The following is a 16,050-nucleotide window of genomic DNA, read 5'->3' as shown; positions in this document are numbered from 1 at the left end:
GAGAATCTGATGAGTGACTATAAATCTACCCTGAATTTGCCGGAAACGGGATTCCCGATGCGTGGCGATCTGGCCAAACGCGAACCGGGAATGTTGCAACGCTGGTATGCCGACAACCTGTACGGCATTATCCGCGAAGCCAAAAAAGGGAAAAAAACCTTTATCCTGCATGATGGCCCTCCGTATGCGAACGGCAGCATTCATATTGGTCACTCTGTTAACAAGATTCTGAAAGACATTATCGTCAAGTCGAAAGGCATGGCGGGTTATGACTCGCCGTATGTGCCGGGCTGGGACTGTCACGGTCTGCCAATCGAACACAAAGTTGAGCAGATGATCGGCAAGCCAGGCGAGAAAGTCAGCGCCGCTGAATTCCGTGCCGCGTGCCGCAAATATGCCGCTGAACAGGTTGAAGGCCAGAAGGCAGACTTTATCCGTCTGGGCGTGCTGGGCGACTGGGATCGTCCTTACCTGACTATGGACTTCGGCACCGAAGCCAACATCATCCGTGCGCTGGGTAAAATCATCGGCAACGGCCACCTGCATAAAGGCGCGAAGCCGGTGCACTGGTGCCTGGACTGCCGTTCTGCTCTGGCAGAAGCGGAAGTCGAGTATTACGACAAAACGTCACCGTCAATTGATGTGATGTTCAACGCTATCGATGCCGACACGGTGCGTCAGGCATTTGGCGTAGCACAGGTCAATGGCCCAATCTCACTGGTGATCTGGACAACGACGCCGTGGACATTACCGGCTAACCGCGCCATCTCTCTGCATCCTGAATTTGAATACCAGCTGATCCAGATGGAGGGACGCGCCCTGATCCTGGCGAAAGAGCTGGTTGAGAGCGTCATGAAACGCGCCGGTGTCAGTGAATGGCAGGTACTGGGCGAATGCAAAGGCGCTGCGCTGGAACTGCAGAAATTCCAGCACCCGTTCCTGGCGATTGAGTCGCTGGTGGTGCTGGGCGATCACGTGACGCTGGACGCGGGTACGGGTGCAGTTCACACCGCACCCGGCCACGGTCCGGATGACTACGTCATCGGTCAGAAATATGGCATCGAAACGGCGAATCCGGTCGGGCCGGATGGCAGCTACCTGCCAGGCACCTATCCGACGCTGGATGGGATTAACGTCTTCAAAGCTAACGACATGATCGTTGAGCTGCTGAAAGAGAAAGGCGCGCTGCTGCACGTTGAGAAACTGCTGCACAGCTACCCGCACTGCTGGCGCCACAAAACGCCGATCATCTTCCGCGCCACGCCGCAGTGGTTCATCAGCATGGATCAGAAAGGACTGCGTGCGCAGTCGCTGAAAGAGATCAAAGGCGTGCAGTGGATCCCTGACTGGGGCCAGGCGCGTATCGAATCGATGGTGGCGAACCGTCCTGACTGGTGTATCTCCCGTCAGCGTACGTGGGGCGTGCCAATGGCGCTGTTCGTTCATAAAGAGAGTGAAGAGCTGCACCCGGACACGCTGGCGCTGATGGAAAAAGTGGCGCAGCGCGTTGAGCAGGAAGGCATTCAGGCCTGGTGGGATCTCGACCCGCGCGAACTGATGGGCGACGACGCCGATCATTACGTTAAAGTGCCCGATACGCTGGATGTCTGGTTCGACTCCGGTTCTACCAGCTTCTCCGTGGTGGATGCGCGTCCGGAATTTGGCGGACATGCACCTGACCTCTATCTGGAAGGTTCCGATCAGCATCGCGGCTGGTTTATGTCCTCGCTGATGATCTCCACAGCGATGAAGGGCAAAGCGCCTTATCGTCAGGTACTGACACACGGTTTCACCGTGGATGGTCAGGGCCGTAAGATGTCGAAGTCGATCGGCAACACCGTTGCGCCGCAGGATGTGATGAACAAGCTGGGCGCTGATATTCTGCGTCTGTGGGTGGCCTCAACCGACTACTCAGGCGAAATGGCGGTTTCCGATGAGATCCTCAAGCGTTCTGCCGATGCCTATCGTCGTATCCGTAACACCGCACGCTTCCTGCTGGCTAACCTCAGCGGCTTCAACCCGGCCACCGATCTGGTGAAACCGGAAGAGATGGTCGTCGTGGATCGCTGGGCAGTGGGTCGCGCACAGGCAGCACAGGCCGATATCGTTGCCTCTTATGAGAACTACGATTTCCACGAAGTGATCCAGCGTCTGATGCAGTTCTGCTCAATTGAGATGGGCAGCTTCTATCTCGACATCATCAAAGATCGTCAGTACACCGCGAAAGGCGATGGCCTGGCACGTCGCAGTTGCCAGACCGCGCTGTGGCATATCGTCGAAGCGCTGGTGCGCTGGATGGCACCGATCATGTCCTTTACGGCGGATGAAATCTGGGGCTACCTGCCAGGTGAACGCGCGCAGTATGTCTTCACCGAAGAGTGGTATCAGGGTCTGTTTGGCCTGGCGGAAGATGAAGCGCTGAATGACGCCTACTGGGCTGAGCTGCTGAAAGTGCGTGGCGAAGTGAACAAGGTAATCGAGCAGGCACGTGCGGATAAACGTATCGGTGGCGCACTGGAAGCGACGGTGACGCTGTATGCCGATCCGGAACTGGCGGCTAAGCTGCAGGCGCTGGGCAATGAACTGCGCTTTGTGCTGCTGACCTCTGGCGCACAGGTGGCGGATTACGCCCTGGCGAACGACGAAGCGCAGCAGAGTGAAGGGCTGAAAGGTCTGAAAATCGCGCTGCACAAGGCGCAAGGCGAGAAATGTCAGCGCTGCTGGCATTACACTACCGATGTCGGACAGAATCCTGAGCATGCTGAGGTCTGTGGTCGTTGTTACACTAACGTAGCCGGTGACGGCGAACAGCGTGAATTTGCCTGATGCGTAAACCTATTTTATCAACCGGATTGCGCTGGCTCTGGCTGGTACTGGTGGTGATTGTTGTGGACTTCGCCAGTAAGCAGTGGGTGATGAACAACATGATGCTGCATGAAACACAGCCGCTGATGCCTTATCTGAATCTGTTCTACGCGCACAACTATGGCGCGGCGTTCAGTTTCCTGGCGGACAAAGGTGGCTGGCAGCGCTGGTTCTTCGCGGGTATCGCGCTGGCTATTGTGATCTCACTGATGGTGATGATGTACCGCAATCAGGCCAGCCAGAAGATCGCTAACATCGCGTATGCCCTGATTATCGGCGGCGCGATCGGCAATCTGTTCGATCGCTCATATCATGGCTTTGTGGTCGATTTTATCGATTTCTATGTCGGTAACTGGCACTTCGCTACATTTAATATCGCTGACTGCGGCATCTGTATTGGTGCCGCACTGGTGGTGCTGGAGGGCTTTTTCAGCCCCAACGGCAAACAGGCTAAACAGAAAGGGTAAGTGATGACTGAGTCCGTACAGCGCGAAAGCGCGGTGTTGGTGCATTTTACGCTGAAGCTGGAAGATGGCTCGACGGCGGAATCGACCCGTGCAAACGGCAAGCCCGCGCTGTTCCGTCTTGGTGATGGCAGCCTCTCTGCGGCACTTGAGCAGGCACTGCTGGGGCTGAAAGCGGGTGAAACTAAGCAGTTCAACCTTGAACCGGAAGACGCCTTTGGCGGCGTCAGCCCTGACCTTATTCAGTATTTCTCGCGTCGGGATTTTATCGATGCAGGCGAACCTGAAGTGGGTGCCATCATGCTGTTCAGCGGCATGGGCGGCAGTGAAATGCCAGGCGTGATCCGTGAAGTCTCCGGTGATTCGATCACCGTGGATTTCAACCATCCGCTGGCAGGTCGTCGTATTCAGTTTGATGTAGAGGTGCTGGAAATCGATCCGGCACTGGAGGCGAACGATGCAAATCCTGTTAGCTAATCCGCGCGGTTTCTGCGCTGGCGTTGATCGCGCCATCAGTATTGTTGAGCGCGCGCTGGAGATGTATGGCGCGCCCATCTATGTCCGTCACGAAGTGGTGCATAACCGTTACGTGGTGAACAGCCTCCGTGAGCGCGGTGCTATCTTCATTGAAGAGATCAGCGAAGTGCCGGATGACGCGATTCTGATCTTCTCGGCACACGGTGTTTCACAAGCCGTGCGTGCCGAAGCCAAAGCGCGCAATCTGACCATGCTGTTCGACGCCACCTGTCCGCTGGTGACCAAAGTGCATATGGAAGTGGCGCGCGCCAGCCGTAAAGGCGTGGAAGCGATACTGATTGGTCATGCGGGTCATCCGGAAGTTGAAGGCACTATGGGGCAGTACAACAACCCTAATGGTGGCATGTATCTGGTGGAGTCACCGGAAGATGTCTTCAGGCTGACCGTTAAAGACGAAAACAATCTGAGCTTCATGACGCAGACTACGCTGTCGGTGGATGACACCTCTGACATCATTGATGCTCTGCGTCAGCGTTTCCCGGCGATCATCGGGCCGCGTAAAGATGATATCTGCTACGCCACCACCAACCGTCAGGAAGCCGTTCGTACCCTGGCGAAAGATGCGGAAGTGGTGCTGGTGGTCGGTTCGAAAAACTCCTCGAACTCTAACCGACTGGCTGAGCTGGCACAGCGTGCCGGTAAGCTGGCGAAGCTGATCGACTCTGCGGATGATATTCAGGAAGAGTGGGTAAAAGGCGTGGCCTGTATTGGTGTGACCGCAGGTGCCTCAGCCCCCGATATTCTGGTGCAGCAGGTGATCCAGCGACTGCGTGAGCTGGGCGGTGAAGCGGCGATTGAGCTGATTGGCCGTGAAGAGAATATTGTTTTCGAAGTGCCTAAAGAGCTGCGCGTCGAAGTACGCAACGTGCAGTAACTCTTCGATATAACTGATAAAAAGGCCGACTCTGTTCGGCCTTTTTTTGTTTTTCTGGTCTGACTAAAAACGCCGTGGTTTGCTGCGGTGATTGCTTTTACTGATAATCACAGGCGGCTGGCATAAAATTCTTATTATCACGGATTAATAGTGGCGTGACTGTTAACTCATCGTTAACCTGATGACGCTTTGGATGCATAGTTTTGTTTTAGGAATGAATAAATATGAACACTATCCGCATTGCTATTGTGGGCGCGCCGGGCCGAATGGGCCGTAATCTGATTCAGGCGACGCAGCAGGCAGAAGGCGTTGAACTGGGTGCGGCACTGGCCCGTCCAGGCTCATCGCTGACCGGCAGCGACGCTGGTGAATTAGCGGGCATCGGCAAGAATGGCATCCTCATCGCAGACGATTTACGCGCGGTGATAAACGACTTTGATGTGCTAATCGACTTCACCCGCCCGGAGGGCACGCTGGAGTATATGGCGATCTGCCGTGAGCAGGGTAAAGCGATGGTCATTGGCACCACCGGTTTTGATGAGGCAGGCAAAGCGGCCATTCGCGCGGCGGCAGAAGATATCGCCATCGTGTTCGCTGCGAACTTCAGTGTGGGGGTTAACCTGGTGCTGAAGCTGCTGGAGAAGGCCGCTAAAGTGATGGGTGAGTACGCCGACATTGAGATCGTTGAAGCACACCACCGTCATAAAGTGGATGCGCCGTCTGGCACTGCGCTGGCAATGGGTGAGGCGATAGCCGATGCGATGCAGTGGAAACTGGATGAGCATGCAGTCTATACGCGTGAAGGCCACACGGGTGAACGCCAGCCGCAGACCATCGGTTTTGCGACGGTGCGCGCAGGCGACATCGTCGGTGAGCATACAGCGATGTTTGCAGATATCGGTGAGCGGGTAGAGATAACCCACAAGGCTTCGAGCCGTATGACCTTTGCAAATGGTGCAGTTAAGTCAGCTTTATGGCTGAATGATAAAAAATCTGGCCTGTTTGATATGCGGGATGTGCTGGATTTGTCGATGTTGTAAGTGTTGTGAGCCATCGTGATGTGGTTATTTCAATCGGTAATTGATTGATTGAAAAGGGGCAATGTTTTCATTGCCCTTAATTTTATCTGAAAAATACCATTCCGATTTAAAATATTCATCTGATGCTCATTTGTATCTGTTTTCCAGGTTTAGCAGCCCGGTGAAACACCATTTTTGACCATTTGGTCAAAAATAAAGGCCCTGCTGCGCCGGTTTCGTTTTTATGCTGCGTGGCAAACGATTATTCCGCCGGGTTTTCCCCTCTTTTTGCCGCTTATACTCGGTTTTTTCCTCATAAGGCAGATAATCATTAAAAAATACCGCTTCAGGGTAGACAATGACCAGGGCGATCATTAGAATGCGCGCAATTTGCCAAAAATCGACAATTCAGGCGGTTTTTGCATTGATTCAGGCGGCTATTTTGAATTAATATGCAGATATATTGACTGTTTATTCCCTGGAGGATGTTTTGATCAAGTCAGCAATCCTGGTTCTGGAAGACGGAACCCAATTCCACGGTCGGGCCATCGGGGCAACAGGATCGGCAGTGGGAGAAGTCGTTTTCAACACTTCAATGACCGGTTATCAAGAAATCCTCACTGATCCTTCCTATTCCCGCCAAATCGTTACTCTCACTTATCCCCATATCGGTAATGTCGGTGCCAATGCCGCCGATGAAGAATCCAGCCAGATTCACGCGCAAGGCCTGGTTATTCGTGACCTGCCGCTGATTGCCAGCAACTTCCGTAGCGAAGAGGGCTTATCGGCTTACCTGCAGCGCAACAACATCGTGGCGATTGCCGATATCGATACCCGCAAGCTGACGCGCTTGCTGCGTGAGAAAGGGGCGCAGAACGGCTGCATTATTGCTGGCGACAATCCGGATGCTGCGCTGGCGCTGCAAAAAGCCCAGGCGTTCCCGGGACTGAAAGGAATGGATCTGGCGAAAGAGGTCTGCACCACGGAGACTTACAGCTGGCAGCAGGGCAGCTGGACGCTGGACGCGGGTCTGCCAGAGCAGGCTACTGCGGAGTCGCTGCCTTACCATGTGGTGGCTTACGACTACGGCGCTAAGCGCAACATCCTGCGCATGCTGGTCGATCGCGGCTGCCGTCTGACCGTGGTTCCGGCACAGACACCTGCCGAAGAGGTGCTGAAGCTGAACCCGGATGGCATTTTCCTCTCCAACGGTCCTGGCGACCCGGAGCCGTGCGACTACGCCATCAGCGCGATTCAGGCCTTCCTGAAAACCGAGATCCCGGTGTTCGGTATCTGCCTGGGTCATCAGTTGCTGGCGCTGGCCAGCGGGGCTAAGACCGTGAAGATGAAGCTCGGTCACCACGGCGGCAACCATCCGGTGAAAGATCTCGAAAACAATCGCGTCATGATCACCGCCCAGAACCACGGTTTTGCAGTCGATGAGAACAATCTGCCTGCGAACCTGCGTGTCACCCACATTTCGTTGTTCGATAAAACCGTGCAGGGTATTCACCGCACTGACAAGCCCGCATTCAGCTTCCAGGGACACCCGGAAGCCAGCCCTGGACCGGGTGATGCTGCGCCGCTGTTTGACCACTTTATTGAATTGATTGACACATTCCGTCTGCAAGCGAAGTAATCAGGAGCTAATTCATGCCAAAACGTACAGACCTAAAATCCATCCTGATTCTTGGTGCCGGTCCGATTGTGATCGGCCAGGCCTGCGAATTTGACTATTCCGGTGCGCAGGCGTGTAAAGCGCTGCGTGAAGAGGGCTACCGCGTCATTCTGGTGAACTCTAACCCGGCGACGATTATGACCGACCCGGAAATGGCCGATGCAACCTACATTGAGCCGATTCACTGGGAAGTGGTGCGCAAAATCATCGAAAAAGAGCGCCCGGATGCGGTGCTGCCAACGATGGGCGGACAGACAGCGCTGAACTGTGCGCTAGAGCTGGAACGCCATGGCGTGCTGGAAGAGTTTGGCGTCACCATGATTGGCGCGACCGCTGATGCGATCGACAAAGCGGAAGATCGTCGTCGCTTCGACGTGGCGATGAAAAGTATCGGTCTGGATACCGCGCGCTCCGGCATTGCGCACACCATGGAAGAAGCGCTGGCCGTGGCGGAAGATGTTGGCTTCCCGTGCATCATCCGCCCCTCCTTTACCATGGGCGGCACCGGTGGCGGCATCGCCTATAACCGCGAAGAGTTTGAAGAGATTTGCGAACGCGGTCTCGACCTCTCACCAACCAATGAGCTGCTGATTGATGAGTCGCTGATTGGCTGGAAAGAGTATGAAATGGAAGTGGTGCGCGATAAGAACGATAACTGCATCATCGTCTGCTCCATTGAAAACTTCGACGCGATGGGCATTCACACCGGTGACTCTATCACGGTCGCACCTGCCCAGACGCTGACCGATAAAGAGTATCAGATCATGCGTAACGCCTCGCTGGCGGTACTGCGTGAAATCGGTGTTGAAACCGGCGGCTCCAACGTGCAGTTCTCGGTTAACCCGAAAGATGGTCGCCTGATTGTCATCGAGATGAACCCACGCGTATCGCGCTCCTCGGCGCTGGCCTCAAAAGCAACGGGCTTCCCGATTGCGAAAGTGGCGGCCAAACTGGCGGTGGGCTATACCCTCGATGAGCTGATGAACGATATCACCGGCGGTTTAACACCGGCCTCGTTCGAGCCGTCAATCGACTACGTCGTCACCAAGATCCCGCGTTTCAACTTTGAAAAATTTGCCGGTGCCAACGATCGCCTGACCACGCAGATGAAGTCAGTCGGTGAAGTGATGGCGATTGGCCGCACATTCCAGGAATCGATGCAGAAAGCGCTGCGCGGTCTGGAAGTGGGCGCTAATGGCTTCGATCCGAAAGTGCACCTGGACGATCCGGAAGCGTTAACCCGCATCCGCCGCGAGCTGAAAGATGCCGGTTCAGACCGCATCTGGTACATCGCAGACGCTTTCCGCGCTGGCATGTCGGTTGATGGCGTGTTCAATCTGACCAACATTGACCGCTGGTTCCTGGTGCAGATTGAAGAGCTGGTGCGGCTTGAAGATCAGGTGGCAAGCGAAGGAGTGAATAGCCTGGATGCCACGTTCCTGCGTACCCTGAAGCGCAAAGGCTTTGCTGATGCGCGGCTGGCGACGCTGGCGGGTGTGGCAGAGAGCGAAATCCGCAAGCTGCGTCAGCAGTTTAACCTGCACCCGGTTTATAAGCGTGTGGATACCTGTGCCGCCGAGTTCGCCACGGATACGGCCTACATGTACTCCACCTATGAGGAGGAGTGTGAAGCCAACCCGAGTCCGGATCGCGAAAAAATCATGATTCTGGGTGGTGGACCAAACCGTATCGGTCAGGGTATCGAATTCGACTACTGTTGCGTTCACGCCGCTCTGGCGCTTCGTGAAGATGGTTACCAGACCATTATGGTCAACTGTAACCCGGAAACGGTTTCGACCGATTATGACACCTCCGACCGCCTCTACTTTGAGCCGGTCACGCTGGAAGACGTGCTGGAGATTGTGCGGATTGAGCAGCCAAAAGGCGTCATCGTCCAGTATGGCGGTCAGACCCCGCTGAAACTGGCGCGTGCGCTGGAAGCCGCAGGCGTGCCGGTTATCGGCACCAGCCCGGACTCGATTGACCGTGCGGAAGACCGTGAACGTTTCCAGCAGGCGGTTGATCGCCTGAAACTGAAGCAACCGGCTAACGCCACGGTAGCGACGCTGGAACAGGCGGTCGAGAAAGCCGCTGGCCTGGGTTATCCGCTGGTGGTGCGTCCTTCTTATGTACTGGGCGGCCGTGCCATGGAGATCGTCTACGACGAGATCGACCTCAGACGCTACTTCCAGACGGCGGTTTCGGTTTCCAACGATGCGCCGGTACTGCTGGATCGCTTCCTGGATGATGCGGTCGAAGTGGATGTGGATGCGATTTGCGACGGTGAGCGGGTGCTGATTGGCGGAATCATGGAACACATTGAGCAGGCAGGTGTTCACTCCGGTGACTCCGCCTGTTCACTGCCGGCCTACACACTGAATCAGGAGATTCAGAACGTGATGCGCCAGCAGGTTGAGAAGCTGGCGTTTGAGCTGAACGTTCGTGGCCTGATGAACGTTCAGTTCGCGGTGAAAGACAATGAAGTCTACCTGATCGAAGTTAACCCACGAGCGGCGCGTACCGTTCCGTTCGTCTCTAAAGCGACCGGCGTACCGCTGGCGAAAGTGGCCGCGCGCGTGATGGTAGGTAAAACACTGGCAGAGCAGGGCGTCACGGAAGAGGTGATTCCGCCTTACTACTCGGTCAAAGAAGTGGTTCTGCCGTTCAACAAGTTCCAGGGCGTTGACCCGATTCTGGGACCAGAAATGCGCTCTACCGGTGAAGTCATGGGCGTGGGCCGCACGTTCGCTGAGGCATTCTCCAAAGCGATGCTGGGCGCCCAGAGCAATATGAAGAAGTCGGGCCGTGCCCTGCTGTCGGTGCGTGAAGGCGACAAGAAACGTATCGTCGACCTGGCCGCGAAGCTGCAGAAGTTTGGTTTCGAACTGGATGCGACCCACGGCACGGCGGTGGTGCTGGGCGAAGCGGGCATTAATCCGCGGCTGGTTAACAAGGTGCATGAAGGTCGTCCGCACATTCAGGACCGTCTGAAGAATGGCGAGTATAGCTATATCGTCAATACCACGGCGGGTCGTCAGGCGATTGAAGATTCGAAGCTGATTCGCCGCAGCGCACTGCAATATAAAGTGCACTACGACACCACGCTGAATGGCGGCTTCGCCACCGCGATGGCGCTGAATGCTGACCCGACGGAACAGGTTATTTCCGTTCAGGAAATGCATGCTCAGATAAAGGCGATGTAAGATAATGTAGTGTGAAAAACGGCTCCTGCAGGAGCCGTTTTTTTTGCCACTTCTCTGGCGATAATCCGAATTTCAGGTTCAGGTAAAGCCAGGTATTTGCGTTAAAGTTACTGATTTGGCTTAATTTTTTAGCTTTAGGTGCGAATGTGGCCAGTTCGCACAAATTTATAAGATAAACACTTCCTGTGCGGATTTTTCGCCAGTACTATGCCTGCCGCTTATCACTGAAGCGTATCAGGACATAAATAAAAAATGAAAATGCGTACTTTTTCTCTGAGTGCAGTGGCTGCACTGATGGTTACTCTTCCTTTCGCCAGTCAGGCGGAAATTACCCTGTTAAAACAGGATCCGCAGGCAGGCGATCCGCTTAGCCGTCTTACCCTGAATGTTGGCGGCAGCATCCGTGCTCAGGTCAATCATCAGACCGGCGTGGGTGACAAATCCTACAAGCGTGACGGTTTCGATGGCGGCACCCGTTTCCGTTTCGGTGCGGATTACTACCTGTTTGATGACGTTAGCTGGATCAGCTACTACGAGCTGGGCGTTAACATCCCGGCAGTGTTCAGCTGGGATCGTCACTATGCCGATGGTGCCAATAACACCACGCGTCGCCAGCTCTACACCGGTCTGAAAAGCAAAACCTGGGGTCAGCTTACCTTTGGTCAGCAGAACAGCGTCTATTACGACACCGTGGGCGCCAAAACCGATATCTGGGATTACGATATGGTCGGCCAGGCACCGGGCAACGGAATCAACGGCGACTACGACGGCTCTTACCGCTCACGTAAACAGCTGAAGTATAAAAACAGCTTCGGCGACGCGGATGTCTACGCTTCTTATCTGTTCGAAGACAACGAGTATCTGCCAGGCAACGGCCTGCGCTATAAGCGCAAAGGCGGCGGCTCACTGGGCGTGGATTACCACATCACAGAGGATCTGAGCTGGGGCACGGCGTGGAACTACACCCGCGCGGCAATGCGTAACCCGAACAACGGCGACAGTCACGATTACGACCAGAACATTTACGGCACCGCACTGAGCTGGACACCAGGCAACTGGACGCTGTCAGCCGGTGGTGGCTGGTATGAAAACTTCATGACCACCAAACGCAAAGATGTCCATAACTACTTTGCGGGCGATGCGTGGGGCATTGAATATTTCGCCGGTTACAAGATCCCGGTGGCGCAGTATGGTCTGAAAGCGGTGCAGCCTTATGTCATGGGTGACCGCATCGAGTATGCGACAGGTCGTGATTACCAGCGCATCGACAACGGTCTGGGTGTGACGCTGTTCCTCGACTACGGTTTCCGTGTTGATTACGAACATGTCTTCACCTCCAGCACTGATAACCTGGGTGATATGAATCTGGTGCGTCTGCGCTACGACTTCTGATAACTCTGACGGCTTCCCCTGGAAGCCGTTTTCTTTTGCGCACGCTTTTTGTGCCAGCCTGAGGCAAATCGCTGGCGTGCTGCAGCAAACTGACGCGATTACGCGGTGAAAAACGCTGCACAGGCCGTGAAAAACGGCGTCCTGAAAAGGTTTACGCAAATAGACCTTTCCCCCTATCGACGAAAGTTTCACCTTTACGTATCATGGCGCCAATTTTTTTCAGTGAGTGGTTAACATGATTAGTCTTATCGCGGCATTAGCAGCAGATCGCATTATTGGGATGGAGAACGCCATGCCGTGGGACCTGCCTGCAGATCTGGCGTGGTTCAAACGCAATACGCTGAAGAAACCGGTCATTATGGGCCGACTGACCTTTGAATCCATCGGGCGCCCGTTACCTGGCCGGCTGAACATCGTGGTCAGCAGTAAGCCAGGCACCACGGAAGGCGTCACCTGGGTTACGTCGCTGGATGAGGCGTTACAGGCAGCCGGTGATGCAGAAGAGATCATGGTGATTGGGGGTGGACGCGTCTACGAGCAGATGCTGAAGCGTGCCGATCGTCTCTATCTGACGCACATTGATGCGGAAGTGGAAGGCGATACGCAGTTCCCGGATTACGAGCCGGATGAGTGGCAGTCCACGTTCAGCGAATTCCACGACGCTGATGAGCAGAACTCCCACAGCTACTGCTTTGAGATCCTCGACCGTCGCCGTTAATTCTCTCTCAGCCCGGCTGTAACCTGGCTGTCATCTCTGTTTATTAGCATTGCTTCTTTTCTGGGAACGTCATAAAGGAAGCAATCAATAATGAAAACCGAACTCTCCGCATTAAGCACTGACCGCCTTCGTGATCCACATCGCCGTAAATTTCTTGCCGGTTCCGGTGCAATAGGGCTGACCGGCTTTCTCAGCGGCGGCCTGACGCTCTCATCCAGCGCACTGGCTCAGACGAAGCCAGCAGGCAGTCCGCTGCTGGGCTTTCAGGCGATTGCTGCATCCACGGCCGATGAGGTTGTGGTCGCTCCCGGCTATCGTGCTGACGTGCTGATCTCCTGGGGTGATCCGCTGGTGAATGGCGCGGCCGCGTTTGACCCGCTGGGCAATAACAGCGCAGAAGAGCAGGAAAAGCAGTTCGGTGATAACAACGATGGCATGAGCTTCTTCGCCATTGATGAGCATCGCGGCGTGATGGCGATTAACAATGAGTACGTGAATGAGCCGACGCTGTTTGCCCACGGCGGTAGCAAAGCGACCAGCCTGGAAGATGTGAGGAAGTCACAGGCGGCACACGGCGTCTCCATCGTTGAAGTTAAACGGGGTGAAGACAATCGCTGGCAGGTGGTACGTCCTTCTGACTACAATCGCCGCATTACTGCCAATACACCTATGCGGTTTTCCGGTCCGGCCGCCGGTGATAACGCGCTGAAGACCGCGGCTGATCCCCAGGGAATGCATGTCCTTGGCACCTTTGGTAACTGTGCCAACGGTAAAACGCCGTGGGGCACCTATCTCACCTGTGAAGAGAACTACGACACCTACTTTGGCACTCATCAGGCAGACTTTACCCCGACTCCACAGCAGAAGCGTTACACCCTGAATGCCGCCGAGCCGGAGCGCAACTGGTCTGACTTTGATCCCCGCTTCGATATCGCGAAAAATCCCAACGAATTTAATCGCCACGGCTGGATTGTCGAGATCGATCCCTTTGATCCTCACGCCGTGCCGGTCAAACGCACCGCGCTGGGCCGCTTTAAGCACGAGAACGCGGCTGTGACGGTCGCGAAAACCGGGCAACTGGTGGTTTACATGGGCGACGATGAGCGCGGCGAATATATCTATAAATATGTCTCCGATGACAAGGTCATTCCGGATGATGCCAAAGCCAGTCAGGGACTGCTGGATAAGGGCACGCTCTATGTGGCGCAGTTCAACGGCGATGCGCAGGGCACACCGCTGAAAGGCACCGGGCGCTGGCTGGCGCTGAAGTGGGGCGAAAATGGACTCACCGCTGAGAAAGGCTTTAACAGTCAGGCTGATGTCCTGATCAATGCACGTGCTGCGGCCGATGTGGTGAACGCCACGCGGATGGACCGGCCCGAGTGGATTGCCGTTAATCCGCACGATGGCCGTGCCTACTGCACCCTGACCAACAATAACAAGCGTGGCAATGAGGGCATGCCGGTCAATGCGGCGAATCCGCGGCCCAAAAATATCTACGGTCAGATTATCCGCTGGGATGAAAAGGGTAATGCTACGGCACAGACCTTTGAGTGGGATATCTATGCGTTGTGCGGTAACCCGATAGCGCATCCCGAGGGGATCTATCGCGGCACACCCAACATCACTGCTGAAAACACCTTCAACAGTCCGGATGGTCTGGGCTTTGATGCGCACGGGCGCTTATGGATCCTGACTGACGGCAAGTACAGTAATAAAGAGGATTATCAGGGACAGGGAAATAATCAGATGCTGGTGGGCGATCCTGACAGCGGAGAGATCCGCCGCTTTATGGTCGGTCCCAAATCGTGTGAGCTGACCGGTATTACCTTCACGCCTGACTACAAAACATTGTTCGTGAACGTGCAGCATCCCGGTGAAGAGGGTGACTCGCACTTTCCCAATAACAGTCCACGCCCACGCTCATCGGTGATCATGATCACCCGTGAAGATGGCGGCATTATCGGCGCCTAAAACAGGATGCTGGCCTGACGGGCCAGCATCAAAGTTTACAGTGTGGGCGGTGCCAGGCTGTCGCTGGAGGCCAGTGCTTTTTCGCGATTGGAAGGCTGCACGACATAACGCTGCGTTTCCCAGTGCAGCAGGGTCAGCGTTCCGCCCCAGCAGCAGCCGGTATCCAGACCGATAATACCCTCGGGTGTTCCTTTGCCTTCCAATGATGCCCAGTGACCAAACACGATGGTGTAGTCACGTGCGACCGGTCCCTCAATGTTAAACCAGGGTTTCAGCGGCGGAAGGGCTGACTCAGGGGCATCTTTGCAGATCATGTCCAGCTGGCCGTTGGGGAAGCAGTAACGCATGCGGGTCAGGGCGTTGGTGCTGAAGCGCAGACGCGCCAGGCCGGTCAAATCCTCACTCCAGTTGTTCGGCATATCGCCATACATGGCATCCAGGAACAGCGGATAACTGTCGCTGGCGAGCACCGCTTCAACTTCACGCGCGCACTTTTTCGCGGTCTCAATATCCCACTGCGGCGTGATACCGGCGTGGCCCATCACCAGCTTTTTCTCTTCATCCACCTGCAACAGCGGCTGACGGCGCAGCCAGTTGATCAGCTCATCTGCATCGTCCGCTTCGAGCAGAGGCGTCAGGCGATCTTTAGGCTTGTTACGGCTGATCCCGGCGTAAACCGCCAGCAGATGCAAATCGTGATTGCCCAGCACCAGACGTACCGCGTCACCCAGCGATTTCACGTAGCGCAGGACCTCAAGGGAGCCCGGACCGCGTGCCACCAGGTCGCCGGTCAGCCACAGCGTATCCTGCTCAGGATTGAAATCGACCTGTTGCAGCAACGCACGTAATTCATCGTAGCAACCGTGAACATCGCCAATCAGGTATGTGCTCATAACGTTTTATCCATCAGGAAGGTGCCCGACTTAACGGGCAAAAAGCGTGTAAATCAATGAATGTGGGTCTGAATGGCGAGGCGGAACACCGGGATCTCGACGTGGAAAGTATCACCCTGTTCGTCGACCATCACATAATGTCCCTGCATGGTGCCCATCGGCGTTTCGATCACGGCACCGCTGGTGTACTGAAATTCGTTGCCAGGCGCAATAAACGGCTGTTCACCGACCACGCCTTCACCCTGAACTTCCGTTTCGCGGCCATTACCGTTGGTAATCAGCCAGTAACGTCCCAGCAGTTGCACGGAGGAACGGCCCAGATTGCGTATCGTAATGGTATAGGCGAAGACGTAGCGATCATCATCCGGTGAGGATTGTGAGGCGACGTACTGGCTTTGCACATGGACGGAGACGCGGGCCGTTTCACTCATGA

Annotated in this window: 13 protein-coding genes; 10 read left to right on the top strand and 3 right to left on the bottom strand. The window is 55.3% G+C overall.

Annotation, left to right across the window (positions count from 1 at the left end):
• The first annotated feature begins 9 nt into the window (after positions 1-9).
• The 5 genes from ileS (at position 10) to dapB (ending at position 5,780) form a co-directional block, all read left to right on the top strand.
• Complete coding sequence (gene ileS / locus IBT54_RS13760) at positions 10-2,826, top strand: isoleucine--tRNA ligase (RefSeq protein ID WP_201252311.1); 2,817 nt, start codon at positions 10-12, stop codon at positions 2,824-2,826.
• On the top strand, positions 2,826-3,332 hold the full coding sequence (lspA, locus tag IBT54_RS13755; RefSeq protein ID WP_013356726.1) for a signal peptidase II: 507 nt from the start codon (positions 2,826-2,828) through the stop codon (positions 3,330-3,332). Before ileS ends, lspA begins: the two co-directional genes overlap by 1 nt.
• A 3-nt stretch (positions 3,333-3,335) precedes the next feature.
• Positions 3,336-3,806 (top strand): FKBP-type peptidyl-prolyl cis-trans isomerase, encoded by a 471-nt coding sequence (fkpB, locus tag IBT54_RS13750; RefSeq protein ID WP_033784493.1) that lies wholly within the window; start codon positions 3,336-3,338, stop codon positions 3,804-3,806.
• Complete coding sequence (gene ispH / locus IBT54_RS13745; protein WP_013356728.1) at positions 3,787-4,740, top strand: 4-hydroxy-3-methylbut-2-enyl diphosphate reductase; 954 nt, start codon at positions 3,787-3,789, stop codon at positions 4,738-4,740. Before fkpB ends, ispH begins: the two co-directional genes overlap by 20 nt.
• A gap of 224 nt (positions 4,741-4,964) precedes the next feature.
• The gene (dapB, locus tag IBT54_RS13740) at positions 4,965-5,780 is read left to right on the top strand and encodes a 4-hydroxy-tetrahydrodipicolinate reductase (RefSeq protein ID WP_201252310.1); all 816 of its coding nucleotides are present in this window, start codon (positions 4,965-4,967) and stop codon (positions 5,778-5,780) included.
• A 186-nt stretch (positions 5,781-5,966) separates the two neighbouring features.
• Here the strand turns inward: dapB and IBT54_RS13735 are convergent, their stop codons facing one another.
• Positions 5,967-6,134, bottom strand: a complete 168-nt coding sequence (locus IBT54_RS13735) for a hypothetical protein (protein WP_201252309.1) — start codon at positions 6,132-6,134, stop codon at positions 5,967-5,969.
• A gap of 115 nt (positions 6,135-6,249) precedes the next feature.
• On the opposite strand from IBT54_RS13735, the gene carA reads away from it, so the two are divergent.
• The 5 genes from carA (at position 6,250) to IBT54_RS13710 (ending at position 14,724) form a co-directional block, all read left to right on the top strand.
• A complete protein-coding gene (gene carA, locus IBT54_RS13730; protein ID WP_013356732.1) occupies positions 6,250-7,398 on the top strand; it encodes a glutamine-hydrolyzing carbamoyl-phosphate synthase small subunit in 1,149 nt (382 codons plus the stop codon).
• Between the two features lie 14 nt (positions 7,399-7,412).
• Positions 7,413-10,640, top strand: coding sequence for a carbamoyl-phosphate synthase large subunit (gene carB / locus IBT54_RS13725; RefSeq protein WP_201252308.1), 3,228 nt, complete (start codon positions 7,413-7,415; stop codon positions 10,638-10,640).
• 252 nt (positions 10,641-10,892) lie between these two features.
• The gene (locus IBT54_RS13720) at positions 10,893-12,032 is read left to right on the top strand and encodes a porin (protein WP_195857360.1); all 1,140 of its coding nucleotides are present in this window, start codon (positions 10,893-10,895) and stop codon (positions 12,030-12,032) included.
• Between the two features lie 235 nt (positions 12,033-12,267).
• Entirely contained in the window at positions 12,268-12,750 is a 483-nt protein-coding gene (folA, locus tag IBT54_RS13715) for a type 3 dihydrofolate reductase (protein ID WP_013356735.1), read from the top strand.
• 90 nt (positions 12,751-12,840) lie between these two features.
• Complete coding sequence (locus tag IBT54_RS13710; protein WP_201252307.1) at positions 12,841-14,724, top strand: PhoX family phosphatase; 1,884 nt, start codon at positions 12,841-12,843, stop codon at positions 14,722-14,724.
• A gap of 35 nt (positions 14,725-14,759) precedes the next feature.
• Here IBT54_RS13710 and apaH read toward each other — a convergent pair whose 3' ends face one another.
• A complete protein-coding gene (gene apaH / locus IBT54_RS13705; protein ID WP_010253765.1) occupies positions 14,760-15,617 on the bottom strand; it encodes a bis(5'-nucleosyl)-tetraphosphatase (symmetrical) ApaH in 858 nt (285 codons plus the stop codon).
• Positions 15,618-15,670: 53 nt separating this feature from the next.
• The gene (gene apaG, locus IBT54_RS13700; RefSeq protein ID WP_013356738.1) at positions 15,671-16,048 is read right to left on the bottom strand and encodes a Co2+/Mg2+ efflux protein ApaG; all 378 of its coding nucleotides are present in this window, start codon (positions 16,046-16,048) and stop codon (positions 15,671-15,673) included.
• Positions 16,049-16,050 lie beyond the last annotated feature (2 nt).

Origin of the sequence: Pantoea sp. S62, assembly GCF_016658625.1 — a bacterium.
In the GTDB taxonomy this organism is placed as follows: Bacteria; Pseudomonadota; Gammaproteobacteria; order Enterobacterales; family Enterobacteriaceae; genus Pantoea; species Pantoea vagans.
Note: the sequence above shows the minus strand (reverse complement) of the source record. Positions and strands in the feature narration are given on the sequence as shown.